The sequence below is a fragment of the Leifsonia sp. A12D58 genome (assembly GCF_047530025.1).
Lineage (GTDB): Bacteria > Actinomycetota > Actinomycetes > Actinomycetales > Microbacteriaceae > Cryobacterium.
In genome coordinates, this window is record NZ_JBLJAT010000007.1 from 117,116 (window position 1) to 135,004 (window position 17,889).

The 17,889-nt window shown below is 63.0% G+C and carries 22 protein-coding genes; 15 read left to right on the top strand and 7 right to left on the bottom strand.

Annotated elements, in window-relative coordinates:
* The 3 genes from ACMT3I_RS14890 (at position 1) to ACMT3I_RS14900 (ending at position 927) form a co-directional block, all read left to right on the top strand.
* Entirely contained in the window at positions 1 to 450 is a 450-nt protein-coding gene (locus tag ACMT3I_RS14890) for an ArsR/SmtB family transcription factor (RefSeq protein ID WP_414805302.1), read from the top strand.
* A gap of 102 nt (positions 451 to 552) precedes the next feature.
* A complete protein-coding gene (locus tag ACMT3I_RS14895) occupies positions 553 to 756 on the top strand; it encodes a helix-turn-helix domain-containing protein (RefSeq protein ID WP_414805303.1) in 204 nt (67 codons plus the stop codon).
* Positions 757 to 828: 72 nt separating this feature from the next.
* Positions 829 to 927 (top strand): 30S ribosomal protein bS22, encoded by a 99-nt coding sequence (locus ACMT3I_RS14900; RefSeq protein ID WP_003792170.1) that lies wholly within the window; start codon positions 829 to 831, stop codon positions 925 to 927.
* Between the two features lie 30 nt (positions 928 to 957).
* Here ACMT3I_RS14900 and ACMT3I_RS14905 read toward each other — a convergent pair whose 3' ends face one another.
* Positions 958 to 1,695, bottom strand: a complete 738-nt coding sequence (locus ACMT3I_RS14905) for an HAD family hydrolase (RefSeq protein WP_414805304.1) — start codon at positions 1,693 to 1,695, stop codon at positions 958 to 960.
* A 57-nt stretch (positions 1,696 to 1,752) separates the two neighbouring features.
* On the opposite strand from ACMT3I_RS14905, the gene ACMT3I_RS14910 reads away from it, so the two are divergent.
* Together ACMT3I_RS14910 and ACMT3I_RS14915 are read left to right on the top strand one after the other, a co-directional pair.
* Complete coding sequence (locus ACMT3I_RS14910; protein ID WP_414805305.1) at positions 1,753 to 2,022, top strand: glutaredoxin family protein; 270 nt, start codon at positions 1,753 to 1,755, stop codon at positions 2,020 to 2,022.
* A complete protein-coding gene (locus ACMT3I_RS14915) occupies positions 2,019 to 2,318 on the top strand; it encodes a Dabb family protein (RefSeq protein WP_414805306.1) in 300 nt (99 codons plus the stop codon). Before ACMT3I_RS14910 ends, ACMT3I_RS14915 begins: the two co-directional genes overlap by 4 nt.
* A gap of 71 nt (positions 2,319 to 2,389) precedes the next feature.
* Here ACMT3I_RS14915 and aspS read toward each other — a convergent pair whose 3' ends face one another.
* The gene (gene aspS, locus ACMT3I_RS14920; protein WP_414805307.1) at positions 2,390 to 3,718 is read right to left on the bottom strand and encodes an aspartate--tRNA(Asn) ligase; all 1,329 of its coding nucleotides are present in this window, start codon (positions 3,716 to 3,718) and stop codon (positions 2,390 to 2,392) included.
* Positions 3,719 to 3,783: 65 nt separating this feature from the next.
* Here aspS and ACMT3I_RS14925 point away from each other — a divergent pair, with 65 nt between their 5' ends.
* Genes ACMT3I_RS14925 through ccsB form a run of 5 tightly spaced genes read left to right on the top strand, consistent with a single transcriptional unit; the run spans position 3,784 to position 8,453 of the window.
* On the top strand, positions 3,784 to 4,428 hold the full coding sequence (locus ACMT3I_RS14925) for a histidine phosphatase family protein (RefSeq protein WP_414805308.1): 645 nt from the start codon (positions 3,784 to 3,786) through the stop codon (positions 4,426 to 4,428).
* Positions 4,425 to 5,024, top strand: a complete 600-nt coding sequence (locus ACMT3I_RS14930; protein ID WP_414805309.1) for a TlpA family protein disulfide reductase — start codon at positions 4,425 to 4,427, stop codon at positions 5,022 to 5,024. Before ACMT3I_RS14925 ends, ACMT3I_RS14930 begins: the two co-directional genes overlap by 4 nt.
* 2 nt (positions 5,025 to 5,026) lie before the next feature.
* Positions 5,027 to 5,788, top strand: coding sequence for a cytochrome c biogenesis CcdA family protein (locus ACMT3I_RS14935; RefSeq protein WP_414805310.1), 762 nt, complete (start codon positions 5,027 to 5,029; stop codon positions 5,786 to 5,788).
* The gene (locus tag ACMT3I_RS14940) at positions 5,772 to 7,454 is read left to right on the top strand and encodes a cytochrome c biogenesis protein ResB (RefSeq protein ID WP_414805311.1); all 1,683 of its coding nucleotides are present in this window, start codon (positions 5,772 to 5,774) and stop codon (positions 7,452 to 7,454) included. Before ACMT3I_RS14935 ends, ACMT3I_RS14940 begins: the two co-directional genes overlap by 17 nt.
* A 51-nt stretch (positions 7,455 to 7,505) precedes the next feature.
* Positions 7,506 to 8,453 carry a c-type cytochrome biogenesis protein CcsB gene (ccsB, locus tag ACMT3I_RS14945; protein WP_414805340.1) on the top strand — a complete coding sequence of 316 codons (948 nt, stop codon included), beginning with the start codon at positions 7,506 to 7,508 and terminating at the stop codon, positions 8,451 to 8,453.
* A 106-nt stretch (positions 8,454 to 8,559) separates the two neighbouring features.
* Here the strand turns inward: ccsB and ACMT3I_RS14950 are convergent, their stop codons facing one another.
* Together ACMT3I_RS14950 and ACMT3I_RS14955 are read right to left on the bottom strand one after the other, a co-directional pair.
* Positions 8,560 to 9,540 (bottom strand): o-succinylbenzoate synthase, encoded by a 981-nt coding sequence (locus tag ACMT3I_RS14950; RefSeq protein ID WP_414805312.1) that lies wholly within the window; start codon positions 9,538 to 9,540, stop codon positions 8,560 to 8,562.
* A gap of 44 nt (positions 9,541 to 9,584) precedes the next feature.
* Positions 9,585 to 10,670 (bottom strand): RNA polymerase sigma factor RpoD/SigA, encoded by a 1,086-nt coding sequence (locus ACMT3I_RS14955; RefSeq protein WP_414805313.1) that lies wholly within the window; start codon positions 10,668 to 10,670, stop codon positions 9,585 to 9,587.
* 144 nt (positions 10,671 to 10,814) lie between these two features.
* Between ACMT3I_RS14955 and ACMT3I_RS14960 the strand changes: the two genes are divergently transcribed.
* The 3 genes from ACMT3I_RS14960 (at position 10,815) to ACMT3I_RS14970 (ending at position 14,002) form a co-directional block, all read left to right on the top strand.
* A complete protein-coding gene (locus ACMT3I_RS14960) occupies positions 10,815 to 11,756 on the top strand; it encodes a 1,4-dihydroxy-2-naphthoyl-CoA synthase (RefSeq protein ID WP_414805314.1) in 942 nt (313 codons plus the stop codon).
* Between the two features lie 8 nt (positions 11,757 to 11,764).
* Positions 11,765 to 12,913 carry an AMP-binding protein gene (locus ACMT3I_RS14965; protein WP_414805315.1) on the top strand — a complete coding sequence of 383 codons (1,149 nt, stop codon included), beginning with the start codon at positions 11,765 to 11,767 and terminating at the stop codon, positions 12,911 to 12,913.
* Positions 12,914 to 12,997: 84 nt separating this feature from the next.
* Positions 12,998 to 14,002, top strand: coding sequence for a 1,4-dihydroxy-2-naphthoate polyprenyltransferase (locus ACMT3I_RS14970; RefSeq protein WP_414805316.1), 1,005 nt, complete (start codon positions 12,998 to 13,000; stop codon positions 14,000 to 14,002).
* On the opposite strand, the gene ACMT3I_RS14975 is transcribed toward ACMT3I_RS14970, so the two are convergent.
* Positions 13,979 to 14,305: a DUF4229 domain-containing protein gene (locus ACMT3I_RS14975; protein WP_414805317.1), complete on the bottom strand. Its 327-nt coding sequence runs from the start codon at positions 14,303 to 14,305 to the stop codon at positions 13,979 to 13,981. The genes ACMT3I_RS14970 and ACMT3I_RS14975 overlap by 24 nt on opposite strands.
* 73 nt (positions 14,306 to 14,378) lie before the next feature.
* On the opposite strand from ACMT3I_RS14975, the gene ACMT3I_RS14980 reads away from it, so the two are divergent.
* Both ACMT3I_RS14980 and menD read left to right on the top strand, forming a co-directional pair.
* Positions 14,379 to 14,783 (top strand): PLD nuclease N-terminal domain-containing protein, encoded by a 405-nt coding sequence (locus ACMT3I_RS14980; protein WP_414805318.1) that lies wholly within the window; start codon positions 14,379 to 14,381, stop codon positions 14,781 to 14,783.
* On the top strand, positions 14,776 to 16,566 hold the full coding sequence (menD, locus tag ACMT3I_RS14985) for a 2-succinyl-5-enolpyruvyl-6-hydroxy-3-cyclohexene-1-carboxylic-acid synthase (RefSeq protein ID WP_414805319.1): 1,791 nt from the start codon (positions 14,776 to 14,778) through the stop codon (positions 16,564 to 16,566). The genes ACMT3I_RS14980 and menD overlap by 8 nt, the downstream gene beginning before the upstream one ends.
* A gap of 15 nt (positions 16,567 to 16,581) precedes the next feature.
* On the opposite strand, the gene ACMT3I_RS14990 is transcribed toward menD, so the two are convergent.
* Positions 16,582 to 16,830 (bottom strand): DUF1272 domain-containing protein, encoded by a 249-nt coding sequence (locus ACMT3I_RS14990; RefSeq protein ID WP_414805320.1) that lies wholly within the window; start codon positions 16,828 to 16,830, stop codon positions 16,582 to 16,584.
* Between the two features lie 36 nt (positions 16,831 to 16,866).
* Entirely contained in the window at positions 16,867 to 17,862 is a 996-nt protein-coding gene (locus ACMT3I_RS14995) for a hypothetical protein (protein ID WP_414805321.1), read from the bottom strand.
* Between the last annotated feature and the right edge of the window lie 27 nt (positions 17,863 to 17,889).

Here is a 17,889-nt window from a genome sequence, read left to right on the forward strand (position 1 = left end):
ATGGCAGATATCTTTGACGTTGTGGCGGACTCGACGCGGCGTGACATCCTGCACATACTTCTTGAGCGATATAACCAGGCTGGGGAGGCGGGCGGAGAGATCAGTGTCTCCGATATCGTCAGCCAGCTCGGCCTGAGCCAGCCGACAGTCTCCAAGCACCTGAAGGTGCTGCGCGAGGCCGGTCTGGTCGGAGTTCGCGAAGAAGGACAGCACCGTTTTTATCACCTCGACTACTCTCCCCTCGAAGCGATCGAAGACTGGCTGATCCCGTTCCTCAGCGTCGATTTCGATGCAGAGACGGCCGCGGCCCTGGCCGAGTCAGACATCGGCCTGAAAGATGAGCAGCGCGCATTCGCAACTGCGATCGGCAAGGCCATCGCAGACACCTCGTATCAGGTGACGCATGTGGTGAAGGATGCCACCCCCCGAAAGTGGCGGAAAAACGACTAGACGCTACTGCTGACTGGATCTAGAGTTACCAACTAACACGCGAGTAACTCCAGTAACAGCATGCGCGTGCGGCTCATTCGCCGTCAGTAAGGACCACAGGACATGCCACGGGATCTTTCAGAAGTGCGCTTTCTCACAGTCGCAGAAGTGGCTGACATGATGCGCGTATCCAAGATGACGGTGTACCGCCTGGTGCATGCCGGGGAGCTTCCCGCCATCCGTTTTGGTCGCTCTTTTCGGGTGCCAGAATCGGCAGTTGCGAAGGTTCTAGACCAGCCAATCTCGTCTGAGGCGTCGAGCGCCTGATTTTTTCCGATAGAATGGGCTTTTCGTGTCAGTCGCGAATCCCGCGACTATTCCAAATCTTGTGAGGTCCGTGTGGGTTCTGTAATTAAGAAGCGACGCAAGCGCATGGCGAAGAAGAAGCACCGCAAGCTGCTTCGTAAAACTCGTCACCAGCGTCGCAACAAGAAGTAGTCAGTCCAATACTGCCTACTGGCGTGAGCGTCAGGCCCTTGTGGTCTGGCGCTTTTTGCTTGCCCTGATCGCGGCTTTGATGCTCGAGGGCTTCATCTTCATGACTGGCCAGCTGCGAGCTGTGGCATACCGCAGCAAGGTGGCGTCAGGGTTGACGACCACAGGGTGGCCGACGAGGTTCAGTAGCGGGATGTCGTTGTGCGAGTCGGAATACGCCCAGCAGTCCGCGGCGGTGATGCCCGTCTGGTCGATGATCGACTGCGCAGCTTCGGCCTTGTGGATGCCATGCATCACTGTGCCGGTCAGGCGGCCGGTGAAGACACCTTCTGTCGACTCGAGCACGGTTCCCACCGCACCGGTGCAGCCCAGCCTGTCTGCAATGACGTCGGCGATCTCCTGGGCTGTCGCGGTGATCAGCCAGACTTCGCGGCCGGCATCGAGGTGTTCGTGCGCGACGGCGACAGTTTCAGGCCAGAGGCGCTGAGTAAGTCTGCTGTCGAAGATCTCGTGGCTCAGTGAGATGAGTTCACTGCGGCTCCGCCCGACGACAACCTCAAGGGCCCGGTCGCGAACGGTGTCGAGGTGGGCCCGGTTCTCGCCGACTGCGACGAAGCGTGCCTGCTTCCAGCCGAACGACAGTATGTCTCGCGCGGTGATGAACTTGCTCCGCCAGGCGCCGATGCCGACGTGGTACAGGCTGGCACCGCGAAGCAGCGTGTTATCGACATCGAAGAACGCTATTGAGCGGGGAGCTGGCGCGGTAGACATATGTGCGAACGATTCTAGTTTGAGCGGATACTTTCGTGTCGGGAATAGGCTGAACGGATGTCTACAGTTCACCTCACCCTGATCGGGAAGCCTGGTTGCCATCTCTGCGACGATGCGCGCGCCGTGGTGCACAATGTCGTCGGCGCTCTCGCAGACGCTCCAGCAGCCCCTGAGGTCGTGCTCACAGAGCTTTCGATCCTTGACGACGCCGAGCTGCATGAGAAATACGTTGAAGACATCCCCGTGTTGCTCATCAACGGCAAAGTCCACAACTATTGGCGCATCGATCCCGAGCGCCTCCGCACGGCCCTTCTGGAGGTTCGATGACCATCCGCCACGTTGTCTCCTGGCAACTCGCTTCGACAGATACTGCAGAAAAGGCCGAGCACGCGCGCCGGATCTCTGAGGAGCTCACCGGACTCGTCGGGGTGGTTCCCGAGATCCGCGCTCTGCAGGTGGGAGCGGATGTCGCAGGCGCCGGCAACTGGGACGTCGTCCTCATCGCCGACTTTGACGACCTCGACGCGGTTGCCCGGTACCAGGTTCACCCTGAGCACCAGCGCGCCGGTGAGTTCATCCGCTCTGTTGTGGCGCAGCGTTCCTGCGTGGACTTCGAGCTCTAAACCAGCACAGAGAAACGGGCCCGTCGAGATTTCTCTCGACGGGCCCGTTTCGTTAGAGCGAGGTTTTCTGACTACGGCAGCAGGCGCGTCGGGCCGCGGAAGAGGTACGTGACCTCGCGGATCGAGCTCTGGTGCAGCATGAGCATCAGCACGCGGGCCAGGCCCATGCCGAAGCCACCGTGCGACGGGGCGCCGTAACGGAAGAAATCGAGGTAGAAGTCGAGCTCCTCCGGCTCCATCCCCTTGTCTTTCATCTGCTCGATCAGCACGTCGACGCGGTGCTCGCGCTGGGCGCCGGTCGAGATTTCCGTGCCATTGAAGATCAGGTCGTAGCTGTTCGTCAGGCTTTGGTCGCCTTCGTGGCGCATGTGGTAGAACGGGCGGATGCTCGCGGCGTAGTCGGTGAGGAAGACGAACTCGTGTCCGTAGGTCTCCTTGACGTACGCAGCGATCTGGCGCTCGCCCTCAGGGTCCATGTCGTCGTCTTCACGGGGTACCTCGTAGCCGCGAGCCTTGACGATCTCCTTGGCCTCGGCCAGGGGGATGCGCGGGAACGGCGTCGTGGGCACTGTGACCTCAACGGCGAAGAGAGCCTTGATCTCTTCGCCGTGCTTCTCCTTGACCGCCGAGAAACCGGCAACCATGAGGTCTTCGTGAAGCTTCATGACGTCTTCGTGGCTGTCGATCCAGCTGATCTCAGCGTCGATGCTGGTGAACTCGGTGGCGTGACGGCTCGTGAACGAGGGGTCAGCGCGGAATGCCGGGCCCACTTCGAAGATCTTGCCGAAGCCGGCTGACTGAGCCATCTGCTTGAAGAACTGAGGGCTCTGCGCGAGGTACGCCTTGGTGTCGAAGTAGTCGACCTCGAAGAGTTCTGCACGAGACTCGCTCGCCGACGCCATCAGCTTTGGGGTGTGCAGCTCGATGAAGTCGTGCTCGATCCAGTAGGTGCGCAGCGCGTGCTCGAACGTGGTCTGAATACGGAAGATGAGGTTCTGCTTCGGGTTGCGCAGGTCGAGGAAGCGCCAGTCCAGACGCTTGTCGAGGCTGGAGTCAGCAGCGATCGGCGTCTCGGGAATGGCGTGCGAGAGCACCTCGATACCCGAGAGCTTCACCTCGATGCCACCGAGCTTGACGCGCTCGTCGTGCTTCAGCTCACCGGTCACGGTGATGAAGCTGCCCTGCGACAGGCCGGAGATGGTGGTGGAGAGGTCGTCTGCGACGACCAGGCCCTCATCATCCGTCTTGCGGGGATTCACCAGCTGTACGGCACCGGATTCATCGCGCAGCACGACGAACTGCACCTTCTTCTGGTCCCGGACGGTGTCAACCCAGCCGGATACCGTTACGGGGCCGTCGGCCTGAGCGGAAAGGTCTTTGATAAGTACGCGAGCAGTCACACGTCGAGTTTAGCTGCTTGGGTTCTCGGCGAATTCGCGGGTTTGCCCTCCGTAGACTGGTAGTCGTGGTAGCTAGTCAGATACATCTCGTCCGACACGGTGAGGTGTACAACCCCGATGGCGTCCTTTATGGACGGTTGCCGGGCTTCGGTCTCTCCGATTTGGGCGCCAAAATGGCAGCAGCAGCGGCAACAGATCTGGCCGAACGCGGCAGGCCGATCGCCCGTCTCATCGCTTCCCCGCTGCAGCGCACGCAGGAATCCGCTGCGCCGATCGCCGAGGCCTTCGGGTTGCCGATCGACATCGACGAACGCATCATCGAGCCCGCGAACTTCTTCGAGGGCAAGCGCATGCGTGGCAAAGACGGCGCGCTTCGCGACATCCGTAACTGGCCAGCACTTCGTAATCCGCTGCGTCCCAGCTGGGGCGAGCCATTCTCGTCGATCGCCGAGCGGATGCTTGCAGCTATCGACGACGCATACAACTCGGTTGAGAGTGGCGATGTCGTGCTCGTCAGCCATCAGCTGCCCATCTGGATGGTGCACCGCGCACTTGCCGGGAAGTCCCTCGCCCACGATCCCCGCAAACGGCGCTGTGCGCTGTCGAGCATCACCACGCTGTCACGGCGAGGCGACGGATTCACCGAAGTGGCATACGCGAACCCGGCGCTGCCGCTCCAGGCCGATTCGAAAGACGTGGGAGCCGTATGAAGCGCACATCAGGGCTTCTGCTTGTGGGTGTTGCCATGGTCGCAACCCTGCTCGCAGGCTGCACATCCAGTGATTCACTTGCAGACCAGTACCGAGAAGGCAGCAACAAGGGCTACATCGCCGGCGATGGCAGTGTGACCGAGATTGCTGCAGAGAACCGTGGCCACGTCGTGGAGTTCAGCGGCACCACCGAGGCGGGCGAGACGTTGTCGTCTGAGGACCTGGCCGGTCAGGTGGTCGTCGTGAACTTCTGGTACGCCAGCTGTGCTCCGTGCAGGGCCGAGGCAAAAGACCTGCAGAAGCTCAGCGATAAATTCGCTGACAAGGGCGCCAGCTTCGTCGGGGTCAACGTGCGCGACCAGGCAGCGAACGCTGTCACGTTCAACCAGACCTATGGCGTGACGTACCCGTCGGTGATGGATGTCAACGACGGCAGCATGCAGCTGGCATTCAGCGGCAGCATCCCGCCCAACGCCGTGCCGACGACGCTGGTGCTTGACGCCTCCGGCCGAGTTGCAGCGCGCATCCTGGGCCAGGTCACAACGCCGTCGATCCTCGAGACCCTGATCCGCGACACGATCGCTGAGGGCAGCTAGCCGTGGGCAATCCTTTCGGCGAGATCGTCTTCAGCGGACAACTGTTTCTCGCCATCCCCGTCGCGTTGCTCGCCGGCCTCATCTCATTCGCTTCTCCGTGCATCCTGCCGCTCGTCCCTGGCTACCTGGCCTACATCGGTGGATTCACCGATGGACGCACGACAGCAGACAAGACTGACAAGCGCGGCCGCAACCGCCTGGTTGCCGGCGTCTCGCTGTTCATCCTCGGCTTCACGCTGGTATTCGTACTCACCGGAGTTGTCTTCGGCTTCGCCGGATTCTGGCTCAACCAGTACCGCGACCTCATCACGAGTCTGGCCGGGATCGTCGTCATCCTGATGGGACTTGTCTTCGTCGGGCAGTTCAGCTTCGCGCAGCGCACGGTCAAGTCACAGTGGCGTCCGCGCATGGGCCTGGCCGGTGCGCCCGTCCTTGGTGCGGTTTTCGCCATCGGCTGGACGCCATGCGTCGGGCCGACGCTCACCGCCATCAACTCGCTCAGCCTCACCACGGGTTCCCCGTGGCAAGGCGGGCTGCTTGCCCTGTTCTATGCACTTGGACTCGGCATCCCCTTTGTTCTCATCGCGCTCGGTCTCAGCTGGGCGACGGGGGCCGTGTCATTCTTGAAGCGGAATATTCGATTGATCAACGTGCTGGGAGGCGTGCTCCTCATTGCTATCGGTGTGCTCATGGTGAGCGGAATCTGGACAGCCTGGCTGCTCGAACTTCAGGGGGTGATTGGCGGTTTTGTCCCGGCCATCTGATCACTTCGACTCCAAGCCGGCCAAGGTCGACCCGGAAATCACCCAGCCGAAGCTTGGCTTCGTCGGGTGGCTGCGTTGGTTCTGGCGGCAGCTCACGAGCATGCGTACTGCGCTGTTCTTGTTGCTTCTCCTTGCAATCGCCGCAGTTCCCGGCTCGCTCGTGCCGCAGCGCAGCTCTGACCCGAACGGTGTCACGCAGTACTTCAGCGACAACCCCGACCTCGCGCCGATCCTCGACAAGGTGCAGGCATTCGACGTCTATTCGTCCGCCTGGTTCTCGTCGATCTACCTGCTCTTGTTCGTGTCGCTCATCGGTTGCGTCATTCCGCGCACGATTCACCACTTCAAGGCGTTGCGCGCCAAGCCGCCGAAGACACCGGCTCGTCTGAACCGCCTTGCCGGGTTCACCACGCGTCAGGCTCCGGCCGGTGTGGATGCCGCCCAGGCCGTCGACTCTGCCCGTTCGCTGTTGAAGTCCAGGCGCTACCGCGTCGCTCTCTTCAACCGTGGCAATGAATTCTCCGTGTCGGCCGAGCGCGGCTACATGCGCGAGACCGGCAACCTGGTGTTCCACAGCGCTCTCGTCGGTGTGCTGATCACCGTGGGCTTCGGTAGCGGATTCGGCTTCAGCGGACAGCGGGTACTTGTCGAAGGCCAGGCCTTCGTGAACACCGTGAGCGCGTTCGACTCGTTCAATCCTGGCCGGTTCTTCAACGACACCAGCCTCGACCCGTACAAGCTCGCGCTCGAGAGCTTCACTACAACGTACGAGACCGAGAACCTGAAGGCTTACGGGCAGGCACTCGACTACTCTGCCAAGGTCTCCGTCACCCACCGTGGTGAAGAAACCGAGCAGGGTGAAGTCAAGGTCAATGCGCCGCTGCGTACCGGCGGCACCGACATCTACCTGCTCGGCAACGGCTATGCGCCGACGATCACGGTGAAGGACCCAGCTGGAAACGTCGTCTTCACCGATTCGATTCCGTTCCTGCCGCAGGATGCCAACCTCACCTCGCTCGGTGTCGTGAAGGTTCCAGACGGTCTCTCAGAGCAGATCGGCATGGTCGGGTTCTTCTACCCGACCCAGGCGACGTTGGCTTCCGGCGCGTACTACTCGTCGTATCCAGATCTCGAATACCCACTGCTCACGCTGCGGGTGTACTCGGGCGACCTGGGTCTTGACGGTGGCGTGCCGACATCCGTTTACTCGCTGAACACCGATGACATGACCCAGATCGCCGGGGGCACGGCTGAGGCAACGGCTCTCGAGCTGAAGCCCGGCGAGTCGCAGGAGCTGCCGAACGGCCTCGGCTCTGTCACCCTCGAGGATGAGAATCCGGATGCGGCAGAAGGCGACTTCTCCGGATCGGTGCTGCGCTTCGCGTCGTTCGACATCCACCACGACCCGACCCAGGGTTGGGTGCTCCTCTTCTCCGTGCTCGTGCTGCTCGGCTTGCTGACCTCGCTGTTCATCCCGCGCCGTCGCGTCTGGGTGAAGGCGATCGAACAGGAAGACGGCACGCTTCGTCTCGAGTACGCTGGCCTGGCCCGTGGCGAGGATCCGGCTCTCGAAGCTGCGGTCGCCGACCTTGCCGACCGTCATCTGGAAGCACTCGGGGGCACGAACCCGGCTACCGACCTCACACCGACCAACCAACAGACATAGGCTTGCACCGTGACCCTCAACGAGATTTCAGTCCTCAGCCTGTATTCGGCCATGGCCGTGTATGCCTTGGCGTTCATTGCATTTGCAATCGACCTCGCCAAGAGGTCATCAGCGGTGACCGAAGCAGAGGCAACCGAGGCCGGTCGCGCCTCGACTGTCGCTGCATCGGCGGGAGGGTCGACCCAGACCCTCACCAAGCTGAGCGCGCGTATCGTCAACGATGCGTCGACACCGTATGGTCGCTCGCCGAGCTTGCGCGTTGGCGTATCGCTCACCGTGATCGCGTTCATCCTGCAGGTACTGGCAACAGTGCTCCGCGGGGTTGCCGCGGGTCGTGTGCCGTGGGCCAACATGTACGAGTTCGCGATGACAGGCACCGCAGTCATCGTGCTTGTCTACCTCGTCGTCCTCACCAAGGTCGACCTGCGCTTCCTCGGTACCTTCGTGACAGGCCTCGTTCTCGTGATGCTCGGTGTCGCGTCGCTCAACTTCTACGTCGATGTCGTTCCGCTTCCGCCGGCACTGCAGTCGGTCTGGCTGATCATCCACGTGTTCGTTGCAACCCTCGCCACCGGCTTCTTCGCGCTGGGCTTCGCATTGTCGGTTGCACAGCTGCTTCAGCACCGCAGGGAGGGCATCGCTGCCGGTGCCAAGTCAGTTCGCCTGCGTTTGCTGTCGACGCTGCCGTCATCCGTCACGCTGGAGAACCTGGCATACCGCGTCAGCATCGTCGGTTTCATCCTGTGGACCTTCACGCTGATGGCCGGATCGATCTGGGCAGAGAAGGCCTGGGGTCGCTATTGGGGCTGGGACACCAAGGAGGTCTGGACCTTCATCATCTGGACCATCTACGCCGGTTACATCCACGCTCGCGCAACGCGCGGCTGGCGCGGATCACGGTCGGCTTGGCTCGCGATCATCGGCTTCGGGGCTGTCATGTTCAACTTCACCATCGTCAACATGTTCTTCAAGGGACTGCACGCGTACTCAGGTCTCTAAGCAGAACTCAGCTCTCTCGGCAGAGCTGACACGGGTCGGAACAGGGCGCATACGCACTCGGTTCCGGCCCGTTGCGTTTTCAGCCACTGTCAGCTGGCTGCTGCGTTCAACCGGCGATCGTCGCGTATGTGCTGGCCAGTCGGTTCAGCCACCAGGCCCTGCGGTCAGCGGATGCAGCATGGCGCGCCAGCAGGCCGGCATCCGGTACGACCCGCTGCACGGGGATCGATCCGCCGACAGGGACGAGCGGCGACGTGGTGACGTCGGCGGCCAACAGCGACGCGGTGCCGAGGCCGCAGTCGAACTGCAACTCGGGGATGGCCGCGGCCAGGTGTGCCCCCATCGAAATGCCGATCGAGGTATCGAGGGCGCTTGACACGACAACCGGCAGGCCGGTCTGCGCGATGATGGCTAGGGCAGACCGGATGCCGCCGAGCGGCTGAGCCTTGATCACCAGGAGGTCTGCCGCGCCGGCTCGCGCCACCGCGAGGGGGTCTTCAGCGCGACGGACACTCTCGTCGGCCGCGATCGGAATGTCGAGGTACGCCGTGCGGAGGCGGATGTCTACCAGCTCGGCAACGGTAGCGCAGGGTTGCTCGACATACTCAAGGTCGAATTCGGCTAGAGCGTGGATCGCATGCTCGGCTTCGTCAACGTTCCAGCCGCCGTTCGCATCAACTCTGATGCGACCTTCCGCGCCGAGCACTGCCCGCACTTGTCGAACCCGGGCGATGTCATCGGCCAGGGTCTGTCCGACGTTGGCAACCTTCACCTTGGCCGTGCGGCAGCCGGGGAAGCGGGCCAGGACGTCGGAGACCTGTTCTGGCCCAACCGCTGGCACCGTCGCGTTGACGATGATGCGCTCGCGCAGTGGTGCCGGTGGGGCGTTCCAGCCAAAATCGATCGCAGCCCACAGCCAGGCGGCGGCCTCTGCGTCGTCGTACTCGACGAACGGTGAGAACTCTGTCCAGCCGAATGGCCCCTGGAACACGAGTGCTTCGCGGGTGTCGATTCCGCGAAAGCGTGTGACCAGGGGCAGCGAAACCACCTGCGCTGTTTCAATGAGCTCTGCCAATGTTGGAAGCATGACACCAGTCTTGCGCAGTTCTGCCCGCCGTAGTCGGCCAGAACTCAGTCCATCAGATAGCGCTGCAGCTTGGCCACGTTCATGAGCCTCAGCGCCCGCTTCTGCAACTGACGGATGCGTTCCTTGGTGACCCCCTCGATGGCCGCGATCTGATTGAGGGTGAGCGGATCTTCACCCGTCAGTCCGAATCTGGCGTTCAGGATCCGATGCTCGCGCTCCGGCAGCGAATCGAGGAAGAACTCGATATCGGCGTGCTGCAGGGTGCCGACCGCGTAGTCCTCAGGCTGCACGGTGTCGTCATCGATGATGATCTCTGAGATGTCACCTGTGCCGTCGCCGATGGGTGTGTACAGCGAGATCGGTTCGTTGTCCAAGCGCTGCAGCGCTGCGATATCGCTTGCCGACAGCTGGGCGGCGTTGGCCAACTCGGCGTCCGTGGGTTCCCGCTCGAGTTCACCGAGCAGCTCGCGCCGCATCCGCTTCACCATGTTCATCTTCTCAACGGTGTGCACCGGAATTCGGATCATGCGTGACTTGTCGGCCAGGCCGCGGTGGATGCTCTGCCGGATCCACCAGGTTCCGTACGTCGAAAACTTGTAGCCCGAGGCGTAGTCGTACTTCTCGACTGCGCGGATGAGCCCGAGGTTGCCGTCCTGCACGAGGTCCATCACCGGAACGCCTCGGCCTGCATAGCGTTTGGCGATGCTGACGACGAGGCGCAGGTTCGACTCGATGAACCGACGTTTTGCAACCTCGCCTGCGTGCACCAGCCAGGCAAGTTCGCGGCACAGTGTCGGGTCATCGACGGTGTGCTCGAGCTTGTCGCGCGCAAGTACCCCGATTTCGATGTCTCGAGCCAGGCTGACCTCCTGCTCGGCGGTCAGCAACGGGCTGACGCCGATCTTGTGCAGATAGTCGCCGAAGATATCGGTGGATGTCGTCACCCGCTGCGCACGGTCATCATTGGCGTGTGCGGCCGAGGCTCTCGCATCCTGATCGCGATACTCCTGGGCTTTTGCGTCGTCTATTGCGTCTGCGCGAGTCAGGTCGGGATCGACCTGACCCCCTCCCGCGCTCCGTGACTTCGTTGTCCGTGTCGCCTTTGTTTTAGGTGCTTCGATAATGCTCATGAGCCCCCCTCATGTTTTGGAACCCGGGTAGTCCGGAAGTCCAGTACAGCCGGGCGATGTAATGCCCTCAAGGGGATTGACTTTCCGAATCGGGCGCTCTAAAAGGGCCACTCCCGGGTGGTGGTGCCCGCGTAGGCTGGAACCATGACGCATGACGATTCCGGCACCCCTGACGTTTCTGGCTTTGTGTCGGAGATTTTCGACCCCTCCGAATGGCGCGGCGTCGACGGGTTCGACGCCCTGACCGATATCACCTATCACCACGACGTGTCAGGACGCGTGGCTCGCGTCGCGTTCAACCGGCCAGAGGTGCGCAACGCGTTCCGTCCACACACCGTCGACGAACTCTATGCAGCGCTGGAAGATGCCAGAACCAACCCGCGCATCGGCGTCGTGTTGCTCACGGGTAACGGCCCGAGCCAGAAGGACGGCGGCTGGGCATTCTGTTCGGGCGGCGACCAGCGCATCCGTGGCCGCGACGGTTACAAGTACGCCGATGGTGAGTCGGCGACGGGCATCGATGCCGCGCGCGGTGGTCGCCTGCACATCCTCGAGGTGCAGCGCCTCATCCGTTTCATGCCGAAGGTCGTCATTGCCGTCATCCCCGGCTGGGCCGCTGGCGGAGGGCACTCCCTGCACGTGGTCTGCGACCTGAGCATCGCCAGCGCAGAGCACGGCAAGTTCAAGCAGACGGATGCCGATGTCGGCTCATTCGACGCCGGCTACGGCAGCGCATACTTCGCGCGCCAGATCGGCCAGAAATTCGCCCGCGAGATTTTCTTCCTCGCCAGGGAGTACTCGGCGCAGCGTGCGTACGAGATGGGCGCGGTCAACGCCGTCGTGCCGCACGCGGAGCTGGAAGCGACAGCCCTCGAGTGGGCCCGCGACATCCTGACGAAGTCGCCGACCGCCATCCGGATGCTGAAATTCGCCTTCAATGCTGTCGACGACGGCCTGGTCGGCCAGCAGATCTTCGCCGGAGAGGCGACGCGGCTTGCATACGGCACCGACGAAGCAGTCGAGGGTCGGGATTCGTTCCTTGAGAAGCGAGAGCCTGACTGGGCGCCATACCCCTGGCAGTTCTGAGGCCGATCATGCGAGAGCTCAGCGGTATCGACGGGAATTCTCCAGAGGTCGTTCTTGCCCGATTGCGGCTGGCGCTCTCGGGTGAGGGCCCCGCGATTCTGCCGATGGCGCTGGGCGGCGTCCCCCCTGTGCCGCTCGGCGAGGTTCCGCGCACCGTTGCTGTCGTCATCGAGACGTCAGGATCGACAGGTGTGCCGAAGCGAGTGATGCTGAGCACGGATGCACTTCTGGCCGGAGCTGCGGCATCCAGCGTTGCGCTTGGCGGTCCAGGACAGTGGGTCCTTGCGCTCCCCACCCACTACGTGGCCGGCGTGCAGGTACTTGTGCGCTCGATCGCCGCCGAGACGCTGCCCGTTGTTCTTGAACCCGGCCATTTCGATCCTGAAGCATTCGTGGCCGCCGCCCAGCGCCTGACCGAGCCGCTCAGATACACCTCGCTGGTCCCTGTGCAGCTGGCTCGGCTGGTTCAGGCCGCCGAGGCCCGGGGGGAGGTGCTCGACGTTCTGCGTCGTTTCACGGCGATCCTGGTGGGGGGTCAGGCAATCGATCCAGAGCTCATCAGACGGGCGGAGGCACTGGATATCCACCTCGTGCGCACCTACGGGTCGTCTGAGACCGCGGGCGGCTGCGTGTACAACGGTCGGCCGATCGGCAACACCCGGGTGCGAGAAGCTGTCGTCGACGGCAGCAGACAGCTTGAGATCTCGGGCGCGGTGCTGGCTGAGGGCTATCTGGGCGATCCCGCCCTCACGCAGGAGCGCTTCATCGATGAGCATGGAGAGCGCTGGTTCCGCACCGGAGATATCGGCGCAGTGGATGCAGAGACGGGCATCGTGCAGGTCTACGGGCGGGCAGACAACGTCATCATTTCTGGGGGCGTCAAGGTGTCTCTCGACGCTGTGGAGCGAGCGGTGAATGCCATGCAGGGCCTCGGCGCTGCAGTCGCCGTCTGGGCTCCAGACGAACACTGGGGTCAGGTGCCCGTCGTCGTCACCGACACCGTCGACCATCCCGGTCTGCAGGCCGTCAGGGATGTCGTCGGCGCGCAGGTCGCAAAGTCAGCGCGGCCGGCCCGTATCGTCGTCATTGACGAACTGCCGCGTCTAAGCTCCGGCAAAGTGAACAGGCAGCTCCTTGTCAGGATGCTGTCGTCGTAGACTGCCGATCTCGCTGAAGCCGGGAAGTACCATGGGTATGTGGCACAAGGTACGCGACCCTCGGGGTCCAAAAAAATGCAGCGGATGAATCCCGCAGAAGAACTCGGCAAGACGACCAATGGCGCGAAAGCTGCCGGGGCGTCGAAGAGTCAGGGCAAGTCCGGGCATCCGGCGCGCAAGAACGGCACCGTCCCACCCCAGAAAATGAAGCCGGCATCGTTCGGCGACTGGGTGTCTGGTGCACGCCTTCGCACGCTTCCGCTGGCGATCGCGCCGGTGATCCTCGGTACCGGCGCTGCTGTCGTGGCCAGCGAGCCCGGCGTCTATCACCCAGTACGGGCGCTCCTCGCCTTGATCGTCGCGCTCAGCCTGCAGATCGGCGTGAACTACTCCAACGACTATTCGGACGGCATCCGCGGCACCGACGCGCACCGCGTCGGGCCGGCCAGGCTCACCGGATCGGGTCGCGCGAACCCCAAAGCCGTGCTGTACGTCGCGCTGGGCTTCTTCGGCCTTGGCGCACTTGCAGGGCTGGCACTGGTCATTCTGACCCAGCAGTGGTGGTTGCTTCTGGTGGGCGCTGTGGCGATCACGGCGGCCTGGTTCTACACCGGTGGCAAGAAGCCGTACGGCTACTTCGGGCTCGGAGAGGTCTTCGTCTTCGTGTTCTTCGGACTCGTCGCAACGATGGGCACGACATACGTGCAGGTCGGGCGGGTCAACACCGAGAGTTGGCTGGGCGGAATCGCAATCGGCCTGATCGCCTGTGCGGTGCTGATGGTAAACAACCTGCGCGACATCGTGCCAGACAAGGCCGCGGGCAAGCGCACACTCGCTGTACTCATCGGCGACAGGGCATCCCGAGTCGTCTTCTGCGTGTTCTTGCTCACGCCATTCCTGATCGCGGGCTTCTTCTCGCTGTTCTACCCGGCCGGATACCTGACGTTCTTCGTGCTGCTGCTTGCGCTGCCGGCGTGCCTGATCGCCATCACGGCCAAGACATCGAAAGAGCTGATCCTTGCTCTTCAGCTGACCAGCTTCACCGCGTTGGCCTACAGCATCCTGTTAGCGGCTGCTTTCGCCTTCTGATGACGTAGCGGCTTCTGGCCGCTCGGGAGCTGATGTCGTCTCAGCCGTTTCGACGGCGGCGTCTTCGGCTTCTTCGTCAGCGCTGACGGGTTCAGTTTCACGGTGTCGACGACGGTAGATGTCGCTGGCGACGGTGTCGCGTGACTTCCTCAAGAAGATGTACGAGAGGCAGAACCCCACGATCGCGGCCAGGACTGTCGACAGCCAGGGGTCGATCGCCAACAGCAGGAACACTGCCAGTGGTACAGCGAACATCAATACTCTGAGCACCGAGTAGTACACCCATGCAGGAACAGCCTTCATATCAGTCAGTTTAGTTTGGACGAGATGGGAGCATGCTCACTTAGCTCACGGGTGACCGGCCTAGACTTGGGCTATGTCCCGCCTGCTGTTTATCGGCGTCATCGTCGTCGTCGTCCTATCCGTCTACACCCTGGTGGATTGCGCGATGCTGGATCGCGCCAGAATCCGAGGGTTGCCTCGGTGGGCCTGGCTTCTGGTGATCCTCTTCGTTCCTGTTATCGGACCATTGCTATGGCTGTTCATCGGCCGCGGCAGACGCGGGGCAAGTGACCGTGGCGTGCGCCGCTCGATGGCACCGGATGACGATCCCGAGTTCTTGAGAAGGCTCGGTGAAGAAGCGACGCAGCAGGAGCGCATCCGCCGTATGGAGCAAGAGCTGGCCGATCTCGACAACACCGACGGCGACGATTCCGGGCCTGGTACCCATAAGAAATCAGACCCGAGCGATGGCGATATGCCTGGCCGTCGGGATGCCTGAGTCAGTTCAGACCAGCTCGGAGCACGGTTCTTCAGCAGTGCAGACAGACAGCGGCAGCCCTGCGACTGATTTCAGCTTTGCGCTGCTTGGTGAATTCATTCGCCTCGGCGTCACCGACATCGTCGTGTCTCCCGGTTCCCGATCGCAGGCGCTAGCGCTGGCCGCTGCTGAATTCGAACGTGTCGGAGCGGTTCGACTTCACGTGCGCATCGACGAGCGAAGCGCTGGCTTCTTTGCGCTCGGGCTTGCCGTCGAGAGCGGAATGCCAGCCCTGGTCATCACGACATCAGGCACGGCTGTGGCGAATCTGCACCCTGCGGTGCTCGAGGCCCACCACTCGTACGTTCCGATGATCCTGCTCACAGCCGACAGGCCTGACGAGCTGCGAGGCATCCGCGCGAACCAAACGACGATTCAGCCCGGCATCTACGCAGACGCAACGAGGCTCGCCCTCGATGTTCCTGCTCCCACCGGCGCCGTCGGTGATGTCCCTGAAGCTGCACGACTCGCTGAGCTGGCCCTCGGCGCCGCTCTGGCGCCCGGACTGCCAGGGCCAGTACAGCTCAACCTCGCTTTCAGGGAGCCCCTGTCGGCCGCGGTGCAGCTTGATCCTTCCGTTGTCGGCGCTGCCCGTGCTGGCGCTGCCACAGCTGATCCTGCGGCAACCGCAGATGTGCCTGCCCACCCGCTCATCGTTGAGCCGGGCAAGCGAACTGTCGTGATCGCGGGAGCGGATGCGGGAGCCGAGGCCGAAGAGATCGCGCGCGCAGGAGGCTGGCCCCTGCTGGCTGAGGTCTCGAGCGGCGCCCGATTCGGCCCGAACCTTGTCATCGCGTACCGGGAACTCCTCGATGAGCCAGAGTGGGGCGGCCAGATCGAGCGGGCTATCGTCTTTGGGCACCCGACGCTCAGCCGCCAGGTTCCGGCGCTCATCCAGCGTGACGGTGTCGAAACCATTGTCGTCTCGCCCGCGGGCGCCGAGCACTACAACCCTGGCCACAGTGTCGATCACGTCGCAGAGCGCGTGTCGGTGAGTGACGCGGCTCGTGGGGATGCGTTGGCGCGCGAGGCCAGGGCCTGGACAGGTCGCTGGGTCATGGCGAGCAGGCAGATCAGGGACGCGATCGACGAAGCAGAGAATGCAGCGCCTGACGTTGCCGCTGCCTCGTCGCCCGATTACCGGGTGCGCGGCGGGTTCGCGAAGTCCGAACTGGCAGCGCTGCGCGCTCCGGTGACCCGTGGCATTCTCGTCGATGCGCTCTGGCGAGCCACGTGGCCGCACGACCGGTTGGTGTTCGGGGCCTCTCGCCTCATCAGGGTCGCTGACCAACGGGTGCCAGGCAAAAAGATCAGCGTGCACGCCAACCGGGGACTCGCCGGAATCGACGGCACTATCGCGACCGCCGTCGGCATCGCCGTTGCGAGCCAGTCCGGCGACGAGCCACTATCGACAGGTACGACCAGGGTGATCGTCGGTGACCTGACGCTGCTCCACGACGTCGGTTCCCTGCTGCAGGTGCCGGGGGAGTCGCGTCCTCGCCTGCAAATCGTCGTCGGTAACGATGGCGGTGGAACGATCTTCGACGGGCTCGAGGTTGCGGCATCGGCTCCGGCAAGCGCCATGGACCGCGTGCTGTTCACCCCGCAGCAGGTCGACATTGCTGCACTCGCCCAGGCTTACGGCTGGGAGTACACCCTTGCGACCAACCGCAGCGAGCTGGAGCGTGCGTTAACGTCGCCCCAATCAGGTCCGAGCATCCTTGAGGTGCCGCTGCCGCGCTAAGCGTGGGCGTCGACGCTATGCGTGCGCTTCGATGCAACCCGGTGTAACGACGCGGTGTGTTGATGCCCGATGGGCTGCCAACTTCTCGATCGCCCGCGGAGGGCGAAGGGTCAGCACGCCACCGCAATTCGGGCAGCGCCTGTTCTCGAACCGATCGACGCATCCTGCGCACCAGGTGCACTCGAAAGAGCAGATGAACACGTCGCTGTCGTTCGGGGCGAGGTCGCGATCGCAGCATTCGCAATTGGGCCGGATCTCAAGCATGTCGTCATCCTCCCACGGCTGTGATCAGGGCGTCAGTCACGATCCTGGCCGATTCAGCGTGTCGGCTTTCCAGCCGAGGTCTGCCCCTTCAGGCACCTCGAGCGCTTCAAGGGCCGGATCGCTCACGATCTCATCGATGAGCGCGCGGCTGCCCGCCACGATCGTCGAGTCGAAGTCGATTTCGGTCACGACAACCCACGCGTGGTCTGCCGGCCAGATGATACTCGGCGACTGCGGCCAGCGGTCGTGGCTCCAGGGTGAGCGTGAGAGAAAAGTGGGATCATTGAACGTCGTGACACCCGTTTCGAAGAGCAGGTACGCGCGCCCGGGGAGCTCAAGTCGAGGGCCGGCCGCCACCTCCTGCGGCAATAGCCCGGTGCCTGGCAGAGGCTGAGCGCCGTACAGGGCGTCGCGAGTTGCCGATTCTGCCTCGGGCACATCAGCTGGTGATTCTGCCTCGGGCACATCAGCTGGTGATTCTGCCCCGGGGGCCTCAGCTGGTGTGTGTTGCGCCGTTGATGCAGCGAGATCAGTGTCGCCGATAAACACTGAGAACGTCGCGAACCCTGCGGAGCTCACGAGGCCGCCCCAGCCTTCCCAGATCGCGGCGAAGGTGGCATCCGGAGTCGTCGTGTGTGTCTCGAGATGAGTGGCCAGCCGGGAGAGCACGACGGCGTCCAGATTCCCGGTGTCTGGCTGGCTGTACCGCCAGCCGTCGGCATCGATGATTCCGCCGAACGAGCTCTGGGGCGGGTCGAAGAGCAGATGGGACTGCACAAGCGGATGCATGATCAACCCGAACGCTCGCGTCGTGCCGTTCCAGGTAGTCGTCTCTGACTCGATATCGACGGGGCGTGCGGGGTCATATTCGTGCCAACCCGTACTATCGGTGGGCCGATCGCGGATGATGGGGTGAAACACCCTGGCGTACGCCTCGTACCCTCGCGGGACGACCGAGTGCATGTCGTGCCACACGGTGTCCACACGCTCGGCCAGCCAAGCCCCGGGCGTTATGTCGGTGATCCATCCCATGCGTCCACCCTAGGGTGAATGCCAGAT

Excerpts from the sequence above, each read along its gene's own strand:
- ACMT3I_RS14905 (WP_414805304.1), bottom strand. The coding sequence starts at position 1,695 with ATGTCTACCGCGCCAGCTCCCCGCTCAATAGCGTTCTTCGATGTCGAT.
- ACMT3I_RS14915 (WP_414805306.1), top strand. The coding sequence starts at position 2,019 with ATGACCATCCGCCACGTTGTCTCCTGGCAACTCGCTTCGACAGATACT.
- ACMT3I_RS14970 (WP_414805316.1), top strand. The coding sequence starts at position 12,998 with ATGAATCCCGCAGAAGAACTCGGCAAGACGACCAATGGCGCGAAAGCT.
- ACMT3I_RS14955 (WP_414805313.1), bottom strand. The coding sequence starts at position 10,670 with ATGAGCATTATCGAAGCACCTAAAACAAAGGCGACACGGACAACGAAG.
- ACMT3I_RS14980 (WP_414805318.1), top strand. The coding sequence starts at position 14,379 with ATGTCCCGCCTGCTGTTTATCGGCGTCATCGTCGTCGTCGTCCTATCC.
- ACMT3I_RS14960 (WP_414805314.1), top strand. The coding sequence starts at position 10,815 with ATGACGCATGACGATTCCGGCACCCCTGACGTTTCTGGCTTTGTGTCG.
- ACMT3I_RS14965 (WP_414805315.1), top strand. The coding sequence starts at position 11,765 with ATGCGAGAGCTCAGCGGTATCGACGGGAATTCTCCAGAGGTCGTTCTT.
- ACMT3I_RS14910 (WP_414805305.1), top strand. The coding sequence starts at position 1,753 with ATGTCTACAGTTCACCTCACCCTGATCGGGAAGCCTGGTTGCCATCTC.
- ACMT3I_RS14890 (WP_414805302.1), top strand. The coding sequence starts at position 1 with ATGGCAGATATCTTTGACGTTGTGGCGGACTCGACGCGGCGTGACATC.
- ACMT3I_RS14895 (WP_414805303.1), top strand. The coding sequence starts at position 553 with ATGCCACGGGATCTTTCAGAAGTGCGCTTTCTCACAGTCGCAGAAGTG.
- ACMT3I_RS14975 (WP_414805317.1), bottom strand. The coding sequence starts at position 14,305 with ATGAAGGCTGTTCCTGCATGGGTGTACTACTCGGTGCTCAGAGTATTG.
- menD (WP_414805319.1), top strand. The coding sequence starts at position 14,776 with ATGCCTGAGTCAGTTCAGACCAGCTCGGAGCACGGTTCTTCAGCAGTG.
- ccsB (WP_414805340.1), top strand. The coding sequence starts at position 7,506 with ATGGCCGTGTATGCCTTGGCGTTCATTGCATTTGCAATCGACCTCGCC.
- ACMT3I_RS14950 (WP_414805312.1), bottom strand. The coding sequence starts at position 9,540 with ATGCTTCCAACATTGGCAGAGCTCATTGAAACAGCGCAGGTGGTTTCG.
- ACMT3I_RS14990 (WP_414805320.1), bottom strand. The coding sequence starts at position 16,830 with ATGCTTGAGATCCGGCCCAATTGCGAATGCTGCGATCGCGACCTCGCC.
- ACMT3I_RS14995 (WP_414805321.1), bottom strand. The coding sequence starts at position 17,862 with ATGGGATGGATCACCGACATAACGCCCGGGGCTTGGCTGGCCGAGCGT.
- ACMT3I_RS14930 (WP_414805309.1), top strand. The coding sequence starts at position 4,425 with ATGAAGCGCACATCAGGGCTTCTGCTTGTGGGTGTTGCCATGGTCGCA.